This window comes from Pseudomonas sp. TH31 (assembly GCF_016650815.1).
Classification (GTDB): Bacteria; Pseudomonadota; Gammaproteobacteria; order Pseudomonadales; family Pseudomonadaceae; genus Aquipseudomonas.
The window spans coordinates 267528-284708 of sequence record NZ_JAEKEZ010000033.1 but is presented as its reverse complement, the minus strand read 5'-3'; the positions used below and the strand labels follow the sequence as shown (position 1 = coordinate 284708).

Annotated in this window: 10 protein-coding genes and 2 pseudogenes; all 12 read left to right on the top strand. The window is 59.3% G+C overall.

From position 1 onward, the window contains the following. Positions 1 to 14 precede the first annotated feature (14 nt). Positions 15 to 1538, top strand: a complete 1524-nt coding sequence (locus JFV26_RS26920) for a class I adenylate-forming enzyme family protein (RefSeq protein WP_201196588.1) — start codon at positions 15 to 17, stop codon at positions 1536 to 1538. Further along, positions 1525 to 2136: an HAD-IB family hydrolase gene (locus JFV26_RS26915; RefSeq protein WP_201196586.1), complete on the top strand. Its 612-nt coding sequence runs from the start codon at positions 1525 to 1527 to the stop codon at positions 2134 to 2136. Before JFV26_RS26920 ends, JFV26_RS26915 begins: the two co-directional genes overlap by 14 nt. Positions 2137 to 2139: 3 nt before the next feature. After that, positions 2140 to 3900: an FAD-dependent monooxygenase gene (locus JFV26_RS26910; protein WP_201196584.1), complete on the top strand. Its 1761-nt coding sequence runs from the start codon at positions 2140 to 2142 to the stop codon at positions 3898 to 3900. 118 nt (positions 3901 to 4018) lie between these two features. Next, positions 4019 to 5104 (top strand): acyl carrier protein, encoded by a 1086-nt coding sequence (locus tag JFV26_RS26905; RefSeq protein ID WP_201196582.1) that lies wholly within the window; start codon positions 4019 to 4021, stop codon positions 5102 to 5104. Between the two features lie 75 nt (positions 5105 to 5179). Beyond that, positions 5180 to 8597, top strand: a pseudogene (locus tag JFV26_RS26900) (beta-ketoacyl synthase N-terminal-like domain-containing protein). Positions 8598 to 8655: 58 nt separating this feature from the next. Next, positions 8656 to 9132: an SRPBCC family protein gene (locus JFV26_RS26895; protein WP_201196581.1), complete on the top strand. Its 477-nt coding sequence runs from the start codon at positions 8656 to 8658 to the stop codon at positions 9130 to 9132. Between the two features lie 84 nt (positions 9133 to 9216). Beyond that, positions 9217 to 9915: an outer membrane protein gene (locus tag JFV26_RS26890; protein WP_201196579.1), complete on the top strand. Its 699-nt coding sequence runs from the start codon at positions 9217 to 9219 to the stop codon at positions 9913 to 9915. 399 nt (positions 9916 to 10314) lie between these two features. Then, the gene (locus JFV26_RS26885) at positions 10315 to 10791 is read left to right on the top strand and encodes a formate dehydrogenase subunit gamma (RefSeq protein WP_201196577.1); all 477 of its coding nucleotides are present in this window, start codon (positions 10315 to 10317) and stop codon (positions 10789 to 10791) included. Further along, positions 10788 to 12349, top strand: a pseudogene (locus tag JFV26_RS26880) (formate dehydrogenase beta subunit). Before JFV26_RS26885 ends, JFV26_RS26880 begins: the two are co-directional and overlap by 4 nt. Beyond that, entirely contained in the window at positions 12346 to 15234 is a 2889-nt protein-coding gene (gene fdhF, locus JFV26_RS26875) for a formate dehydrogenase subunit alpha (RefSeq protein ID WP_201196576.1), read from the top strand. Before JFV26_RS26880 ends, fdhF begins: the two are co-directional and overlap by 4 nt. Continuing rightward, positions 15231 to 15452: a formate dehydrogenase subunit delta gene (locus JFV26_RS26870; protein ID WP_201196574.1), complete on the top strand. Its 222-nt coding sequence runs from the start codon at positions 15231 to 15233 to the stop codon at positions 15450 to 15452. The genes fdhF and JFV26_RS26870 overlap by 4 nt, the downstream gene beginning before the upstream one ends. 288 nt (positions 15453 to 15740) lie before the next feature. Continuing rightward, entirely contained in the window at positions 15741 to 17180 is a 1440-nt protein-coding gene (locus JFV26_RS26865; protein ID WP_242487907.1) for a DUF2599 domain-containing protein, read from the top strand. Position 17181 lies beyond the last annotated feature (1 nt).

Sequence of the window (17181 nt, the reverse complement as noted above, 5' to 3'; positions counted from 1 at the left end):
AGAGAGGTTGGTAAATGAAAAGCCTTTCATATAAAGAAGGTTTTCTGCATCGGTTTGTCGGTTTTTCAGAATCTTTCCCGGACCACGTTGCTATCAGGAACCTGGACGCGGAAGAAGAGACCGTCACTTACCGCGGGTTGCGAATAAAGGCTGAAGAGTGCAACGGCGCACTCAAAAACCTGGGTGTATTACCAGGTGACACAGTGGCGGTTGTTCTACCCAATGGGGTGGAGTTCATCGCTTACTATCTGGCGATCATCGGACGCGGGGCGACTCCGGTTATCCTCAACTACAAACTGACGCCATTCGAGATGAGCAGCGTCATCAGTATTGCCCGGCCGACGCTGGTCGTGACGACCGAAACGCTATTCGAGCAACACAGCGAGACATTTCAGCCTGCCTACGGCGTTCATCACGCCTTGGTGTTGAACACCGCAAGCGAGCCATCCTCTCCCCTGCCCGACAACGCAACGGCCGATTCACGGCTTCCTCGACAGGCCGAACCTTTGTTACTGCCCGAAGGCAATCCGATCGTCTCGGTGCAGTTCACCTATAGGGGCACCGGTAAACCGCTGGCCGTTTCCCATCGTTACCTTGACCTGACGCAATCGAGCGATGGGTTGCATGAGCAGTTTCATCTTCAAGGGGGCGGATCCGTTCATCTGGTGACGCTGCCGCTGTATGCCATCTTCGGACTGTCCGTGATGATGGTCTTTCCATTGAGCGTGGGCGCCACCCTGCTAATGACCAACACGCTGCTCAATAGCGATCTGGCGCAAATCCTGTCCCAGCATCAGGTCACCTTTGCCTGCCTGGTGCCCGACGTCATTCGCTACTTCAATACGCGACTGGCCAAACGCAAAGGCGCACTGTTGCCGATGCACCCACAACTGATGATTTATTCGGGTGGCAGCCATCTACCGGCGGACGAAGCCGAGAAACTGGGAAGGCTGCTGGGGTGCAATCCGGTGCTGCAAGGCTATGGGTTGACCGAGAGCATGCCGGTGATAGTCCAGAGTTCGATTGGCAAGGTCCATCGCGGTGCCATGGGACAACCGATTCGCAACGTAGAACTGCGGGTCGTCGATGCTCAGGGTCGAGACGTCGCACCTGGGCGTATCGGCGAACTGCTGATACGCGGCTCGATGGTGATTGACGGATATAACGATGCAGCGGAGGCCAATGCCCGGTTCTTCCGTGATGGCTGGCTACACACGGGTGATCTGGTCTGGCGGGACGACGATGGACATGTGTTCTTCTATTGCCAACGCCTGCGAATCTCGAAGATCAAAGCGCAAATGGTCGACCTCACCGAAATCGAATCCATTGCCCTGAAGCATCCAGGCGTGGTGCGCGCGAAGGCTTACATCGTCCCTGACAACAAGGAGGTCAACGTATTGCACCTGTGCATTGAAGGGAGCGGTGACCTGACCCAGAGCGCTATCTCCACCCTGCTCTCGCGCTACCTCTCAGGCTTCAAACTGCCCAGAACCATCGAGATTCTCTCTCTCAAGGAAGAGATCCATGCAAGCAAATAACACACAACCGGTACTGGCCGTTTTCGACTTTGACGGCACATTGACCGACAGGCATACGTTCTGGCGCTACATGCGCTTTATCGTGGGGACCAGGTCGTTTTGGCTAAGGATCGTTCCCCTACTGCCCAAAATGCTCAGTGTTCTTCTAGGCATCACACCGTTGATGCAGGCACGCCTGGCGTTCATTGCCTGTTACCTGGGCGGCCTGTCAGTCGAGCAAGAGCGCGAGCATGCCAGGTATTTCATTAGCGAACTGCTACCACTCTGGCTCAGGCCCGAGGCCTTGCGCCGGCTGCAATGGCATCAGTCCATGGGACATATCACGGCGCTGGTCAGCAACTCGCCGGAGAACTACCTGATTCCCTGGGGACAGGCGGCAGGTTTTGACTATGTCTGCGGCACCCGCCTGGCGACTGCGAAGAACAAACTGACCGGCGCAATATCAGGTACCAACTGTGTTGAGAGAGAAAAAGTCACACGCCTGAAAGGCTGTTTGAGCAACCTTGATGACTTTTACATTTATGCCTACGGAGATTCATCCGGTGACGACGCCCTGCTCGGCATTGCCAACTCTCCCTTCTATAGAAACTGGTACTGATAGATGAATACTCTGAGCACGTTGGCACCCAAGCACTTCGGCCCCGGTAACACCCCGACAGTCATGATCGTCGGTGCGGGCCCTATTGGCCTGTCCCTGGCAATCATGCTGAAAAAGTGGGGTGTGTCTTTTCGCATTATTGAAAAGAATGCCGGCCCCTCGACCGCTACCAAAGCGATGGCCATCCATTCCAGAACCCTGGAAATTTTTCGAGATCTGGGTGTTGCCAAGCAGGCCATCAGCGACGGGTTCACGATCAACCAGTTTTCGGTGCAGTCGAACGCCAAACGGGTGCTGAACTACAACTTCTCCTACCTGGATACGACCTATCCCCTGCTCCTCAGCCTGCCACAGCCGCAAACAGAAAAGATTCTGCTTGAGCGACTTAACAAGCTGGGGGTGGATGTCGAGTGGAATACCGAACTGGTCGATATAGACAACCAGCCGGGATCCGTGCGAATGACGCTCCATCATGCGGATGGCATTGACGAATCCTTTACCAGTCGGTGGGTAGTCGCGTGCGACGGTGCTCGCAGCAACATTAGAAAACGTCTTGAGATGACTTTCGAAGGATCGTCCTACGACCGATTTTTCATGCTGGCCGATGCCGATATCGAGTGGTCTGGAAGCAAGGATGAAGGGGCTTTCTTCCTGGGTGCGCAGGATGGTTATGTGGCAGTCGCGCCGATCAGCGCCCAATCCCGTTATCGACTTTTCATCGAGATGCCCTACGACCTGCCGCCAGAAGGTGAGCGCCCTTCCCTGAGTCTGGAGAACTTTCAGCGGTTGTGCGAAGGACGCGGGCAAAAGATGACGCTGTCCAATATTTCATCGACCACCATCGCCTCTTTTCAACATCGCCGCGTGCAGTCGCTGCAACAAGGCGCTGTGTTTCTGGTGGGCGACTCGGCTCATATCGGCAGCCCGATCGGCGGGCAATGGATGAACCTGGGCGTTTCCGAAGCCTACAACCTGGCGTGGAAAATGGCCTATGTCGATCAGGGCCTGGCGGATCAATCACTGCTGGAAAGCTACAACGAAGAACGCTACCCGGTCGCCCTGGAGGTCGAGAACACGGCACACCGACTGACCGCACTGATAACCCTCAGGCATCGCGCCCTCGTTTGGCTGCGCGACAATGTGCTGCCACTGCTGAGCAACAGGCGTAAGGTTCAGCGCAAGTTGCCCACGATGATTTCCGGTCATCAGTACCACTACGGCAAAAGTGATTACATTCAAGAATCGCTGACGAAAAAGCAGCGCATGAATTGGGATAAAAAAGGCAAGAAACCCGAGTTTAAGACGTCTGCGCCTCGCGCAGGTCAACTGGCTCCCGATGTCGAGTTGTGGCAACTGCAAGGTTTGCCGCCAAAACGCTTGATCGACTTGTTCCAGGGAACCTTCACGTTGCTGATATTTAGCGCAGCCGATCAGTTTTCCCCTTTGCTACCGGGCTATTACTCGCTGGCCGAGTCGGTGGAGAAGGATTACCCAGGCATCAAGGCTTATTGCGTCATTGATGCTCTAGGTAGCTGCGAGCTGCCTTTCTGGCACTCGACGTTGCTGGACCCCGATTGGCGGCTGCACAAGCGCTACCACGCCAAAGAGGGCACATTGATGCTGATTCGTCCTGACGGCTACATCGCTTTCCAGGGGGCTGATGCAATCACGCTCTTCACTTATCTGAACGTAAGATCCGGGCTGCTCAAAGGGGCCAGAAAAACAACATCTTCCGAGATCGACGCGGTGGAACTCCAACTTTAAGTCTCTATATGGCTACTGCCTGTTTGCTTCATTGAGTGACACAAGGCCCAGCCCTGGGCCATGACTTTTGATTTCTTGTTGATAGAAAACATATACCGACTTTGGTTAGGAGAACCTCATGCGCGTCCAACTCAACGATGTTGTGCAGGAATTCATCGTGTCCAATGGAAAAATAGCTCATAGCTATTTCTCTCTTTCAGAAAAAATCATTGATTCACTGTGCGATTCCAATATCGAAAAAGAATCAATATTGATGCGTGTGCTGGCGCAGGCCGAAACGGTCACTGCGCATTACTTCAACGCGCATCAACAAGTTCTGGAAGGCGTTTATGCCCATGGGATTGAAGCCCCCGTCAATAGAAGCCTGCCCGTCCTGGAGCCCGTACACTCGACCCCGGTAGTACTGGCATCGGCACCCGTGGCGGAACAAATGCCTGCGCTCAGCTACGGGCAATGGTTGCGCGCCGAAATAAGTTCGGTCACTGGATTCAAAAAGGAACAAATCGACTTCGATCAAAGTTTCGAGAGTCTGGGCATCGACTCCCTGGGGCTGGTCGATATTTTCGAATCCCTGGCTCAGCACTTCCCGGAAAAGAAAGAACTCACTTCATCGCTCTTTGATGCGCCCTCGCCTACCGTCTTGCTGGCACGACTTGAAGCCAATCCGCAGGCGCCTGCCGTGAATATCGAAGCATGGGTACTTGAACAACTGGCGAATATCACCGGTTTTACGGTTGACCAGATCGACCAGAAGCAAAGCTATGAAAGCCTGGGCCTGGATTCCCTGGTGCAACTGGACTTTCAGGAAGCGATCGTCGCTTTGTGGCCGCTACTCAAGGCCAACAGCACTGAGTTGGTCAACGCCAAGTTCCCACAGGACACAATCGCACTGATTAAAGCCGCCCTGGCCACCCCCGAGTCAACCTCGGTAACACCCAGCCAAGCACAACCAACAAGCACAACAGCCCCCCAGGAGCAGATAAGCAATCTGCTTTTAAACGCCCTGTCCCCCCTGATCCCCGACGCCCCAACGTCGATCGACATCGAGATGCCTTTCGCACAGTTGGGGCTCAGCGGTTTTGCCCGAGAGACCCTCTGCCAATCAATGGCGCAACAGTGCCCTGTCAGCGAATTTGCCGGTGAGGCGCTGATGTCGCGTCGTACGCCGCAAGACGCCATGTCGTTGCTGACAAGACTGGGCTGAGCCGTTGTAAAAAATGGAATGGAGTCCGGGTGATCGCAAAGATCACCCAGCATTTTGACAACCAGGAGAACGGGTATGAGTGGCGCGGTAACGACAGAGGGCGATTTTTGCTTCAGTGCAATGGCTGGAGAGTTTCCCGGGGCCCCCTCAACGGATGCGCTTTGGCACTTGCTCTCGCAGGGACAGGTAGCGCCCATCCATTCGATGCTGACACGTTGGGGGCTGGATAAGGCGTCAATCTATTCAGCAACGAAAGGGGAAAAGGATCGTACTTACCTGGACAGCGCTTATTGCCTGGCCGATGACGCATCGACCCCTTCACGCCATGAAGGACGGCAGGTCGCCATCGGCAAGAAAGTACTCCAGACACTCCTCGCCCAGCTTGCCGCACAAGGCTCGGTATTGATCAGGGAGCGCACGGCGTTAGTGGTCGCGACGTCCTGGAGTGATGAGAGTTACTTCGTCACGGGAGTCTGCGGTACAGCCGAGACACCACGGGGTTATACGCCGGGTGAACAAGTTGCTGAACTGGCGGCGGCTTTTGCCTTGGGTGGCCCTGCGTTATCGGTAGATACCGCCTGCAGCTCGTTCCCCTATGCAATCGATATGGCTCAAGCGCTGGTCAACAGCGGACAGGCAGAATAACGCGATTGTCATGGCACTGAACACTGTACTGCCGCCGGCGCTGTTTCTGGGGTTCTCGCAGTTGACCGCCTTTTCCTCCCGAGCCCAAATGCAGGCGTTCGGCCAGGACGCTGACGGCATTGTGCCGGGCGAATGTGCGGTCGCCTTTCTGGTCGAGCCGGTATCGCAGGCCCTGATTGCCAAGCGCCGCCCCCTGGGCGTTCTGCGGGCATTGGGACTTTCGGCCGACGGCGCCGAAGGCTCGGTATTTGCGCCTGGCAAACAGGCTCAGTGCACGGCTTACCAGCGTGCCTATATCGGTCTTGACCCCAACGACGTGGACTACATCGAGACCCATGGCACCGGTACACCGCTGGGGGATGCGACAGAGCTGGACTCGTTGAACAGTTTCTTCGCCCCTCATCGCATAGATGACAAAAAGATAATGATCGGTTCGATCAAATCCGTCATTGGTCACCCATTGGCCGCCGCCGGAGGCGCTTCGCTCGCCAAGGCGCTGATGATATTGCGTCACAAAGGTATTCCACCTCAGCCCGACTATCGCCCCAGCGCAAAAGTCGATGAGACCTGCCTGCGATTGGCCACAGAGCAGGTACAGCCCCTCGCTGATCGTCAGTCGGCGATCCGGGTAGGCATATCCAGCTTTGGTTTTGGCGGCGCCAATGCGCATCTGGTGGTGGATGAATACATTCCCGACAACCGCCCTGCCGTCCCCCGGGTCGCCCCCGGCGTGCTGATGCTGGACCTTGCCATTGTCGGGGCAGAAGCGGCGATCGGCAGTCACTTCTCATTGCAGGCTCTCAAGCAACAACTCGATCAGCCAGCAGCACCGTCAGTCAGTTTCCCTTATGGACGCTTCGTTGATTGCGCCGCCACTGCGGGTCAGCCGTTACTGGGAAAATTCCTGGTGCAGGATCGCGTCATTGATATCGACGGTTTCGGCATGGGCCCCAAACATTTGGCCCATGTCGATCCGTTCAAGCTGTTGGTCACCGATCGCATCAATCATTTACTGCAACGCCTGCCGGGTGTGGCCGGTTCACCCGGCACCGCCATGGTCATGTGCTGCAACATGGGTGGGGAGCGCTTCAGCAATGCGTATAGCGGCGCCCACACGTTCTACTCACAGGCTCAAGGCCGGCCACCGGGTGTGGAGGTGACGGACGTCGCAACCATGTTGCCGAACATGTTGTCCGGCTACCCGGCAAAAATTTTTGACTTCAAAGGTTTCCATCAAACACTGGTCGGCACCCCTGGCTTGTTCTGGCAAACCTTGCTGGCATCTCAGCAATGGTTCAAGGACGGCGTGGCGACGCTCCTGCTCGGTGCAGGGCGTTTTATCAGTGGCGAAATAGAGATCGAACGCGCCCGGCACTCAGCGATACTGCAAGGCGAAGGGTTGGGGGTGATTGCGCTGCGCCCCTATCGACCAGGCTCCAGCGACAAGCCTTTACTGGTGATCCGCGCGGCAGTCCTGGCCCATGCTGCGAACTCGCTGGAAGAGGCTTGCCAACTGCTGGGCAAGAAGCGGAGCCAATACCAGAACATTGAAGTCTGCGAGCTGCAGCCTGATGCCACTCATCCAAGCAGCTCACTGCAAGAAATGACCGGTTTCCTGGCCGAAGCCAGTGGCATCGAAACCCTGTTGGCGGTGCTGTTGAGTGCCTCGGCCCACACGGTGATCGAGGTGCGCGAGGCCGGCAAGGCAGTGATGTGGTTATTTACTGAAAAGCTTCAGGAGTGGCGCCCGGCCGCTGCCGGACCCGCCGCTGCCGTCAAGCATCCCTTTACGCTGCGTTTCGCTCACTCGGCGCCCCAGGAACTGCAACAGGTCATCCTGCCTGCACGACCTGTCAGCCTGGCCAGGGAGCCGCGACACGACGGCGTCGACGTGCTGGAGCTCAGCGATTTGCTGACCAGCACCCTGCTCTCGGGGCTGCGTGTCAGAACTCGCGCCATGGAAGGCCTTTTCGCCCTGCACCGTGGCGCTGAAGCCCAGCGCCCCGTGCACTGGCAACGTCGCCCGGAAAATATCGTGATCGCCAACGTCCAGCGTGGCCCTCAGTCACTGCACGCCCGGCTCGTGGTGAATGAAGCGCACCCTTACTTCTTCGACCACCCGCTTGATCACATCCCCGGCATTTTATTGCTCGAGGGCGTGTTGCAACTGATTGAACTCGCCATGCCCCCGCTGAGCGGCCGGGTTGCCTATGTCAAAAACCTGAGTATCAAGTTCCAGCAATACGTACAGAAGCAGGGTGCGATTGATCTTCATCTGGAACAAGGCAAAGACCCTCAGGTCTTCAATGCCAAGGTCATGCAGGCCGGAAAGCTGATGTGCACGTGCATCCTTGGCATGGCCTACAACTCGGCGTTCGAGACATCGCTTGCCGGTGAGTTCACGGCTGTTCGCTGCCGCGACAAGGCGCTGCTGCACAAGGCCAGAGAAGAAAACATCATCGTCAGTGACATGAGCGGTATCGCCCAGGGCTTGAGCGTGGACACGCTCAGAGTGCCGGATGAGCACATCTTCCAGGAGGGCGACCCCGAGCACTATTCGATGGTCTATTTCCTCGAAGTTGCCCGCCAGTGCTACATGCAGATTGCCCACAGTTATCTACGAATTCCACTCAATACCCCGATGAACCTGCTGGCCTTGAGTTTCACTCTGGATCGACCAATCCCGAGGAACAGCCCGCTGTCATTGGCACCGCAAGCCGGCTTTGACGCACAGGATCAGCCATTCAAAACGAACCGCATCTACATCGACCTGTTCAACCGGGGCGAAAAAATCGGTCAAGCCAGTATTACCGCTCAAGTGCTGAGTCAATCCGCGCCTGCTGCGTGAGGTATTGAGTTGATCTCACTCTCCAGCATGACAGCGCCCACACAACAAAGGTGTCACCGTGAACGATGTAAATGTGCAAGTCCGGGTCAAATCGCCGCCTTCCGAAATCTGGAAGATCTGGAGCAACTTCAAAGAGGCGCCGTTATGGGATACCGACGTCAGTCATTGTGAACTCAATGGCCCGTTCCAGCCTGGAACGCGGGGCAAGTGTGTCCTCAGGAGTGGCTTGAACATGCCACTGAAACTGGAAACGGTGAGGCTGCATGAAAGCTATCGGAACACGGCAAGGCTGCTTTGGATCGACCTCGAGTTCGATCACCAGATGCATAGACTTTCCCCGCATGAAACCCGGGTCACCCACAGCGCGAAGATCTCCGGCCCCTTGAGTTTCTTGTATCGCGGGCTGTTACGAAAAATGCTGACGGCAGCAATGACCACCGCACTGGACAACCTGCGCACGCTGGCGGAACAACGGGCGAATACGCTGAGCAACCTCGTGCTCGACAAACCAGGCACGCATTTGCAGCACCAATGACCCCTCCCGGGAACGGGCGTGTTGAACGCTCGCGCCTGAGCACGCTTCGCTTACTTATCGATAACGGCACACTTCGGACCGAGCATGAACCTACTAAAAAGCACTCAGCATCTCGTGATGGGCGTCATTGGCATGGGCTTTATCAGCCCTGCGTCCAGTTCCGCCGACACGCTCGGCCCCTACATCAGTGTCATGGGCGGACTGAACTGGGTTGCCCCGCAGGACCTTAACCAGAACCACCTCGATTTTGTCGAGATGCAGTTCAACCACCCGTTAGACTCCGGCTACGCCACCGGGCTGGCATTGGGCTGGCGATTCCCCGTCGGGCTCAGGCCTGAAGTGGAACTCAGTTACCGCAAAAACACCCTGACCCAATTCAATAACCGGGTATACGAAGGCGGCGGGAGCATCCCGGGCAAAGGCAAGGAGGAAGTCACCAGCCTGATGGCCAACCTCTGGTATGACGTCTTGAATCTCCCGGCGCCCTTCAGTCGGTTCACTCCCTACATTGGCGGTGGCCTGGGCTACAGCAGCGTGTCAATCAGTGGCCTGGAAGCCGGCGGCGTCCACTTCGGCAATACTCATCGCGACAACGTATCGGCCTATCAACTCGGCGCCGGGGTAGGTTTCGAGCTCACCGATCAATGGTCCCTGTCCCTGGATTATCGATACCTCAAGACTCGCGATGCGCACTTCGGTGACATTCAGGGCCTGCCCCAAGGCGATGTGCGCACTGACTACAGCGCCCAGTCATTAATGCTCGGCCTGCATTATTGGTTCTAAGCGCTGAAACAGACCGGCGCCTTGCAAGGCGTCGCCACGACAGGCCGCTGAAACGCTTCGGCGCAGGGTTTCAGCGCCTTGCGCCCTATGTCGCAGAGAGGGTGCCAAGTACGCCAATCGGCTAATGTATCGGTGCGCATCTAGACTCAATGAGTAGTCGTAGAAAGAACCGAGCACGTCGCTTTGGTGCAGATGAATTAAAGGCAGCGTGGCAAGCTGCTATTTATGCCCTGAACAGGTGCGGTCAAGACCGTGCCGGGCCCAACAAGATGCCCGATCAGGGTGCCTGGCCAACGGCCTGAAAATGCCACGATTGCGTGACGTGGCGTGAGTGCCGCAGCCGACACTTTCGGACAACCGACAACCGCCTGGTTTGTCCGTGACCGTGAGGAATGCCGTATGCCTGATGAGATGTTGCAACTGGCTGTGCTTCACAGCCTGCTAGAGCGCCACAAAGGCTGCGCTGGCGCACTGTTGCCGATTCTTCATGAACTTCAGGAGGGCATCGGTTATATCCCCGATGCCGCCATCCCCGAGATTGCCCACGCCCTCAACCAGAGTCAGGCCGAGATTCGCGGGGTCATCAGCTTTTACCATGATTTTCGCACCGCGCCGCCGGCCCGGCATATTCTGCGTCTGTGTCGGGCCGAGTCCTGCCAGAGTCGCGGCGCCGAGCAGCTTGCCGCGCAGTTGCGCGAACGCCTGCAACTGGACGACCACGGCAGCAGCGCCGACGGCAACATCAGTCTGCGCCCGGTGTATTGCCTCGGCGCCTGCGCCTGTTCGCCAGCTCTGGAGCTGGATGGCCAGGTGCATGCGCGGCTCAGTGCCGAGCGTCTGGATGCCCTGCTCGATGCTTGCCAGGAGGACGCATGATGCCGCGCCTCTATTTGCCCATTGATTCACTTGCCCGCGCCGTCGGTGCCGATGATGTGGCGGTGGCCCTGGCCACTCGGGCCCAGGAACGCCAACTGTCGCTGGACCTGCAACGCACCAGCTCGCGCGGCCTGTATTGGCTGGAGCCGCTGCTGGAAATGGACAGCCCACAAGGTCGTATCGGCTTCGGCCCGGTGACCGCTGCCGATGTGCCGTCCGTGCTCGATGCACTACAAGGCGATTCGTCCGCCCATCCACTGGCCTTGGGTCTGGTGGAGCAGTTGCCCTATCTAAAAACGCAACAACGCCTGTTGTTCGCCCGCGCCGGCATTACCCAACCGTTGTCCCTGGAGGATTACCGGGCCCATGGCGGTTTCGAGGGTTTGATTCAGGCCATCGCCCTGGGCGGTGAGCAGACCGCGACCGCCGTGTTCGATTCGGGCCTGCGTGGCCGTGGCGGCGCAGCCTTCCCGGCCGGGATCAAATGGCGCACGGTGCGCGCCACCCAGGCTGCGCAGAAATACATTGTGTGCAACGCCGACGAAGGCGACTCCGGTACCTTCGCCGATCGCATGCTGATGGAAGGTGATCCCTTCCTGCTGATCGAAGGCATGGCCATTGCCGGGATCACCGTCGGGGCCAGCTACGGCTACATCTACGTGCGCTCGGAATATCCACAGGCCGTGGCCACCCTGCGCGAAGCGCTGGACATCGCCCGGTCTGCCGGTTACCTCGGTGCCAATGTCGGCGGCAGCGGCCAGGCCTTTGATATGGAAGTGCGCGTCGGTGCTGGCGCTTATATCTGCGGTGAGGAAACCGCGCTGCTTGACAGTCTCGAAGGCAAGCGCGGGATCGTTCGCGCCAAGCCACCGATTCCTGCCTTGCAGGGCTTGTTCGGCCTGCCGACCCTGGTGCACAACGTGCTGACCCTGGCCTCGGTGCCGCTGATTCTGGCCAAGGGTGCGCAGTTCTATCGCGATTACGGCATGGGCCGCTCCCTGGGCACCATGCCCTTCCAGCTGGCGGGCAATATTCGTCACGGCGGCCTGGTGGAGCGGGCCTTTGGCCTGACCCTGCGCGAACTGGTGGAAGACTACGGCGGCGGTACCGCCAGTGGCCGGCCGCTGAAGGCTGCCCAGGTTGGCGGGCCCCTCGGCGCCTGGGTGCCACCCGGCAATTCGACACACCGCTGGATTACGAAGCCTTCGCCAACATCGGTGCCATGCTCGGTCATGGTGGTGTGGTGGTGGCTGACGACAGTCTGGACATGGCCCGCATGGCGCGCTTCGCCCTGCAGTTCTGCGCCGAGGAATCCTGCGGTAAATGCACCCCGTGCCGCATCGGCTCGACCCGCGGCGTGGAGGTGATCGACCGCTTGCTGGCCGCGCCGGGCCAGAGCGGTCGTGATGCGCAGGTGATCATCCTCAAGGACCTGTGCGACACCCTGCAATACGGTTCGCTGTGCGCGCTGGGCGGCATGGTCTCCTTTCCGGTGGCCAGCGCCCTCAAGCACTTCCCCGCCGACTTCGGTCTGCAGCCCTCGGAGGCCGAGCAATGATTACTCTCTTCGACCCGAACACCGATATCGACCTGGGCACTCCGGCCCGCGACAGCGAGGTGCAGGTGACCCTGAACATCGACGGCCGCAGCATCAGCGTGCCCGAAGGCACCTCGGTGATGCGCGCCGCCGCGCTAATGGGCACCACCATTCCCAAACTGTGTGCCACCGACAGCCTGGAAGCCTTCGGCTCCTGCCGCATGTGCCTGGTGGAGATCGATGGCATGCGTGGCTACCCGGCATCCTGCACCACGCCGGTCAGCGAAGGCATGAGCGTGCACACCCAGACGCCGAAGCTCGCCACGCTGCGGCGCAACGTCATGGAGCTGTACATCTCCGATCACCCGCTGGACTGTCTGACGTGCTCGGCCAACGGCAATTGCGAACTGCAAACCGTCGCCGGCCAGGTCGGCCTGCGGGAAGTGCGCTACGGCTATGAAGGCGACAACCATCTGGCCGACAAGAAGGACACTTCCAACCCCTACTTCGACTACGACCCGAGCAAGTGCATCGTCTGCAACCGCTGTGTGCGCGCCTGCGAAGAAACCCAGGGCACCTTTGCCCTGACCATCACCGGGCGCGGTTTCGAATCCCGGGTCGCCGCTGCCGGTGGCGAAAGCTTCCTCGACTCGGAATGCGTGTCCTGCGGCGCCTGCGTGCAAGCCTGCCCGACCGCGACCCTGATGGAAAAAAGCGTGGTCGAACTCGGCCAGCCCGAACGCAGCGTAATCACCACCTGTGCCTATTGCGGGGTGGGCTGCTCGTTCCGCGCCGAGATGAAAGGCGACAAGCTGGTACGCATGGTTCCAGACAAGAACGGCCACGCCAACCACGGCCACTCCTGCGTCAAGGGGCGCTTTGCCTGGGGCTACGCCACTCACCCGGATCGCATCACCAAGCCGATGATCCGCCAGCACATCAACGACCCGTGGCAGGAAGTCAGCTGGGATGAAGCGGTGACCTACGCCGCCAGCGAATTCCGCCGGCTGCAACAAACATACGGCCGCGACTCCATTGGCGGCATCACCTCCAGTCGCTGCACCAACGAAGAAACCTACCTGGTGCAAAAACTGGTGCGCGCCGCGTTCGGCAACAACAACGTCGACACCTGTGCGCGGGTCTGTCACTCGCCGACCGGCTATGGCCTGAAACAAACCCTGGGCGAGTCTGCCGGGACCCAGAGCTTCGACTCGGTGATGCAGGCCGACGTGATTCTGGTGATGGGCGCCAACCCCAGCGATGCCCACCCGGTGTTCGCCTCCCAGCTCAAACGCCGCCTGCGACAAGGCGCGCGACTGATCGTCATCGATCCACGCCGCATTGACCTGGTGGACTCGGCGCATGCCCGCGCCGAACTGCACCTGGCCCTGCGCCCGGGCACCAACGTTGCCATGCTCAACGCCCTGGCCCACGTCATCGTCACCGAAGGCTTGCTCGACCAGGCCTTTATCGACGCCCGTTGCGAGGGCAGCGATTTCGCCCGCTGGCGCGAGCTCGTCAGCCGCGCGGAAAACTCGCCGCAAGTCCTTGGCGAGATCTGCGGCGTCGCCCCGGCCGACATCCGTGCCGCCGCCCGTCTGTATGCCAGCGCCGGCAACGCGGCGATCTACTACGGCCTGGGTGTCACCGAGCACAGCCAGGGCAGCACGGCGGTCATGGGCATCGCCAACCTGGCCATGGCCACTGGCAACATCGGCCGTGAAGGCGTGGGCGTGAACCCGCTGCGTGGGCAGAACAACGTTCAGGGCTCTTGCGACATGGGCTCCTTCCCCCATGAGTTGCCCGGCTACCGGCACATCTCCAACGAGGTGGTACGGGCGCAGTTCGAACAGGCCTGGAACGTCACCCTGCAACCCGATCCGGGCCTGCGCATTCCCAACATGTTCGAAGCAGCCTTGGGCGGCAGCTTCAAGGGCCTGTATTGCCAGGGCGAAGACATTGCCCAAAGCGATCCCAATACCCAACACGTGACTGCGGCGCTGTCGGCCATGGAATGCGTGGTGGTGCAGGATATCTTCCTCAACGAAACCGCCAAGTTCGCCCATGTGTTCCTGCCGGGCAGCTCGTTCCTGGAAAAAGACGGCACCTTCACCAACGCCGAGCGACGTATCTCGCGGGTGCGCAAGGTCATGGAACCGCTGGGCGGCAAGGCCGACTGGGAAGGCACGGTGGCCCTGGCCAACGCGCTGGGTTACCCGATGAACTACCAGCATCCGTCAGAAATCATGGATGAAATCGCCAGCCTGACGCCGACCTTCACTAACGTCAGCTACGCCGAACTGGATCGCCACGGCAGCCTGCAATGGCCATGCAACGCGGCGGCACCGGACGGCACGCCGACCATGCACATCGAAGAGTTCGTGCGCGGCAAGGGCCGCTTCATGCTCACTGGCTACATACCCACGGAAGAAAAGGTCAACAATCGCTATCCCCTGCTACTGACCACCGGGCGCATCCTCAGCCAGTACAACGTCGGCGCCCAGACCCGGCGTACAGAGAACGTCGCCTGGCACGACGAAGACCGCCTGGAAATCCACCCGACCGACGCCGAGAGCCGTGGTATCAACGAAGGTGACTGGGTCGGCATCGGCAGTCGCGCCGGACAGACCGTACTGCGTGCGCGGGTCACCGAACGGGTCGCCCCAGGCGTGGTGTACACCACCTTCCACTTCCCTGAATCGGGGGCCAACGTGATCACCACCGACAACTCCGACTGGGCCACCAACTGCCCGGAGTACAAGGTCACCGCCGTGGAAGTCAGCCGCGTCTACCACCCTTCCGAGTGGCAAAAACGCTATCAGGAATTCAGCGACAACCAACAACGCCTGCTCGACGAACGCCGCCAGGCGCGCACCACAGGAACAAAAACCGAGGTGACCCGATGAGCACTGACAACCTGATCAAAATGGTCAACCAGATCGCCCAATACTTCGCCAGTGAACCGGACCAGCAACTGGCAGTGCTCGGCGTGCGTAATCATCTGCAGATGTACTGGACGCCCGGCATGCGCAAGGAACTGCTGGCCTGGCAGACGGAGCATCAAGGAGCGGACTTGCACCCACTGGCGCAGGCAGCGGTCAGTGGGGCGGGCTGGGAGGCCTAGGTTCACGATCCCTTGGGATTGCCCCTTGGCCTGTTGAGACAGGCTAAGGGACGCTCCAGAGTTTTTTAACGTTGATCATCTGTAGACCAGGCACCCCGAACCTTTTGTTGTCTACGCTGATAAGCAGACCGGCCACCATGCGAATGGACGCTGCGGTTCAATGTCATGGGTAGGGTTATGAACCGAGACGTTGAGCCGTGAAAAAAGCACTGGTTTGACCACAAGGACTGAGTTGACTACTTTGGTCCTCTAAAGGAAATCATCTCGTTCGACAAGGAGTCGTCGACAATGTCCCCAGCCGCTCGCTCGTCCTTTGCCCTGGTCTGGACCCTGCCCCTGGCGTTCTGTGCGGTTGCCGCCCAGCCGCCGCTCGATCCGCAGCAGACCCTGAATCGCATCAACCACAACTACAACATCCTCAAGGACGCTTGCCAGGAGCCCGATACCGGTGCCGCACGCGGTCACTACTACTGCAGCGGCGTGACCTTGCGTATGGTCAACGACGGGCCATTCAACCCTTGGGACTACAGCCCCTACGCGATCAAGATCGGCGCGACCTCCTACTCCTGGATCCGCAAGGACCTGAGCACCCGGATTCTCATTCACCCGGCCGGTTTTATCCTGCGCACCCCGGCCGATGCGGCGGCCTTGAGCCTGCCAGTCAAGGAACAGGGCTGGACCTGCATCTACGCCTTCGATGGCGGTACCGGGCCAGAGCGCAAGTGGTACGGCTGCGGCTTCTTCGACAGCCGCGAGCCACCGCGTGCGGCCCAGGGCGTGATGAACAACCGCAACGCCGCCCTGGCCTACGGCACCTGCGCGGAAGCCGCAGTCAGCACCGCCGAGCAATGGACCCAGAAATACACCGGGCTGATGAAGGGACCGATCCAATACAGCCAGTGCTCCTGGAACGCGGAAAAACCGAGCGACTGGAACGCCATGATCCGGGTCCACGAGTCCCGGCCGAACACCACCAACAAGGACCCCTTCGCCTTCAGTGCCCAGGTCAACGAGTTCATGCTGAAGAATGCCTCGGCGACCAATGACGGCAGCGAAAACATGAAGTACATCGATGCCTTCATCTACAACGTCAACAGCACACAGAACTTCGCCACCCGCGGTGACCAGTTGCCACCAAAACCGGAGAACGGCCTGAACAGCGCGCGCAACTTCCAGAAGAAACTCCAGGCCCAGGGCTACAGCGTGCCGGTCCTGCGGCTGGACTTCACCAAGCCGGCGGAGCAGCGTTTCAGCTATGTCGCCGCCGACCAGGCGATAGACCTGACGGTGGCTGGCGGTGCGCAGCCGGCGCCGGTAAAACCGGTGCCCAGCTACATCGCTGCGGCGACCTGGATCGAACGTTACGACCCAGGCAGCAAGAAAAACGAATGGACCCTCCAGGTCACACCCTCCGCCCAGGGCAAGGCGATCCAGGCCAGCAACCAGGACGCCTTGTACAAGGAACTGTTCGAGCTGCGTGGGGCCGATAGCCAGTGGCGCGACAACGAGAAATCACCGGGCAGCATGCGCCAGCAACTGAGCTGCCTGGTGCAGAACTATCCAGCCAAGACCGAATGGAGCCTGGAACCGTTTCGCCCCAATGTCACCCCCAGGAAGCGGCCAAGGCCGGTTGCAATCCGCTGCCGCTCCAGGCACCGCAATACATTGCCTCTGCCGACTGGGTCAAGCGTTACGACCCCGGCACCCGCAAGGATGAATGGACCTTGAG

Excerpts from the sequence above, each read along its gene's own strand:
- JFV26_RS26915 (WP_201196586.1), top strand. The coding sequence starts at position 1,525 with ATGCAAGCAAATAACACACAACCGGTACTGGCCGTTTTCGACTTTGAC.
- JFV26_RS26920 (WP_201196588.1), top strand. The coding sequence starts at position 15 with ATGAAAAGCCTTTCATATAAAGAAGGTTTTCTGCATCGGTTTGTCGGT.
- JFV26_RS26890 (WP_201196579.1), top strand. The coding sequence starts at position 9,217 with ATGAACCTACTAAAAAGCACTCAGCATCTCGTGATGGGCGTCATTGGC.
- JFV26_RS26910 (WP_201196584.1), top strand. The coding sequence starts at position 2,140 with ATGAATACTCTGAGCACGTTGGCACCCAAGCACTTCGGCCCCGGTAAC.
- JFV26_RS26885 (WP_201196577.1), top strand. The coding sequence starts at position 10,315 with ATGCCTGATGAGATGTTGCAACTGGCTGTGCTTCACAGCCTGCTAGAG.
- fdhF (WP_201196576.1), top strand. The coding sequence starts at position 12,346 with ATGATTACTCTCTTCGACCCGAACACCGATATCGACCTGGGCACTCCG.
- JFV26_RS26905 (WP_201196582.1), top strand. The coding sequence starts at position 4,019 with ATGCGCGTCCAACTCAACGATGTTGTGCAGGAATTCATCGTGTCCAAT.
- JFV26_RS26870 (WP_201196574.1), top strand. The coding sequence starts at position 15,231 with ATGAGCACTGACAACCTGATCAAAATGGTCAACCAGATCGCCCAATAC.
- JFV26_RS26865 (WP_242487907.1), top strand. The coding sequence starts at position 15,741 with ATGTCCCCAGCCGCTCGCTCGTCCTTTGCCCTGGTCTGGACCCTGCCC.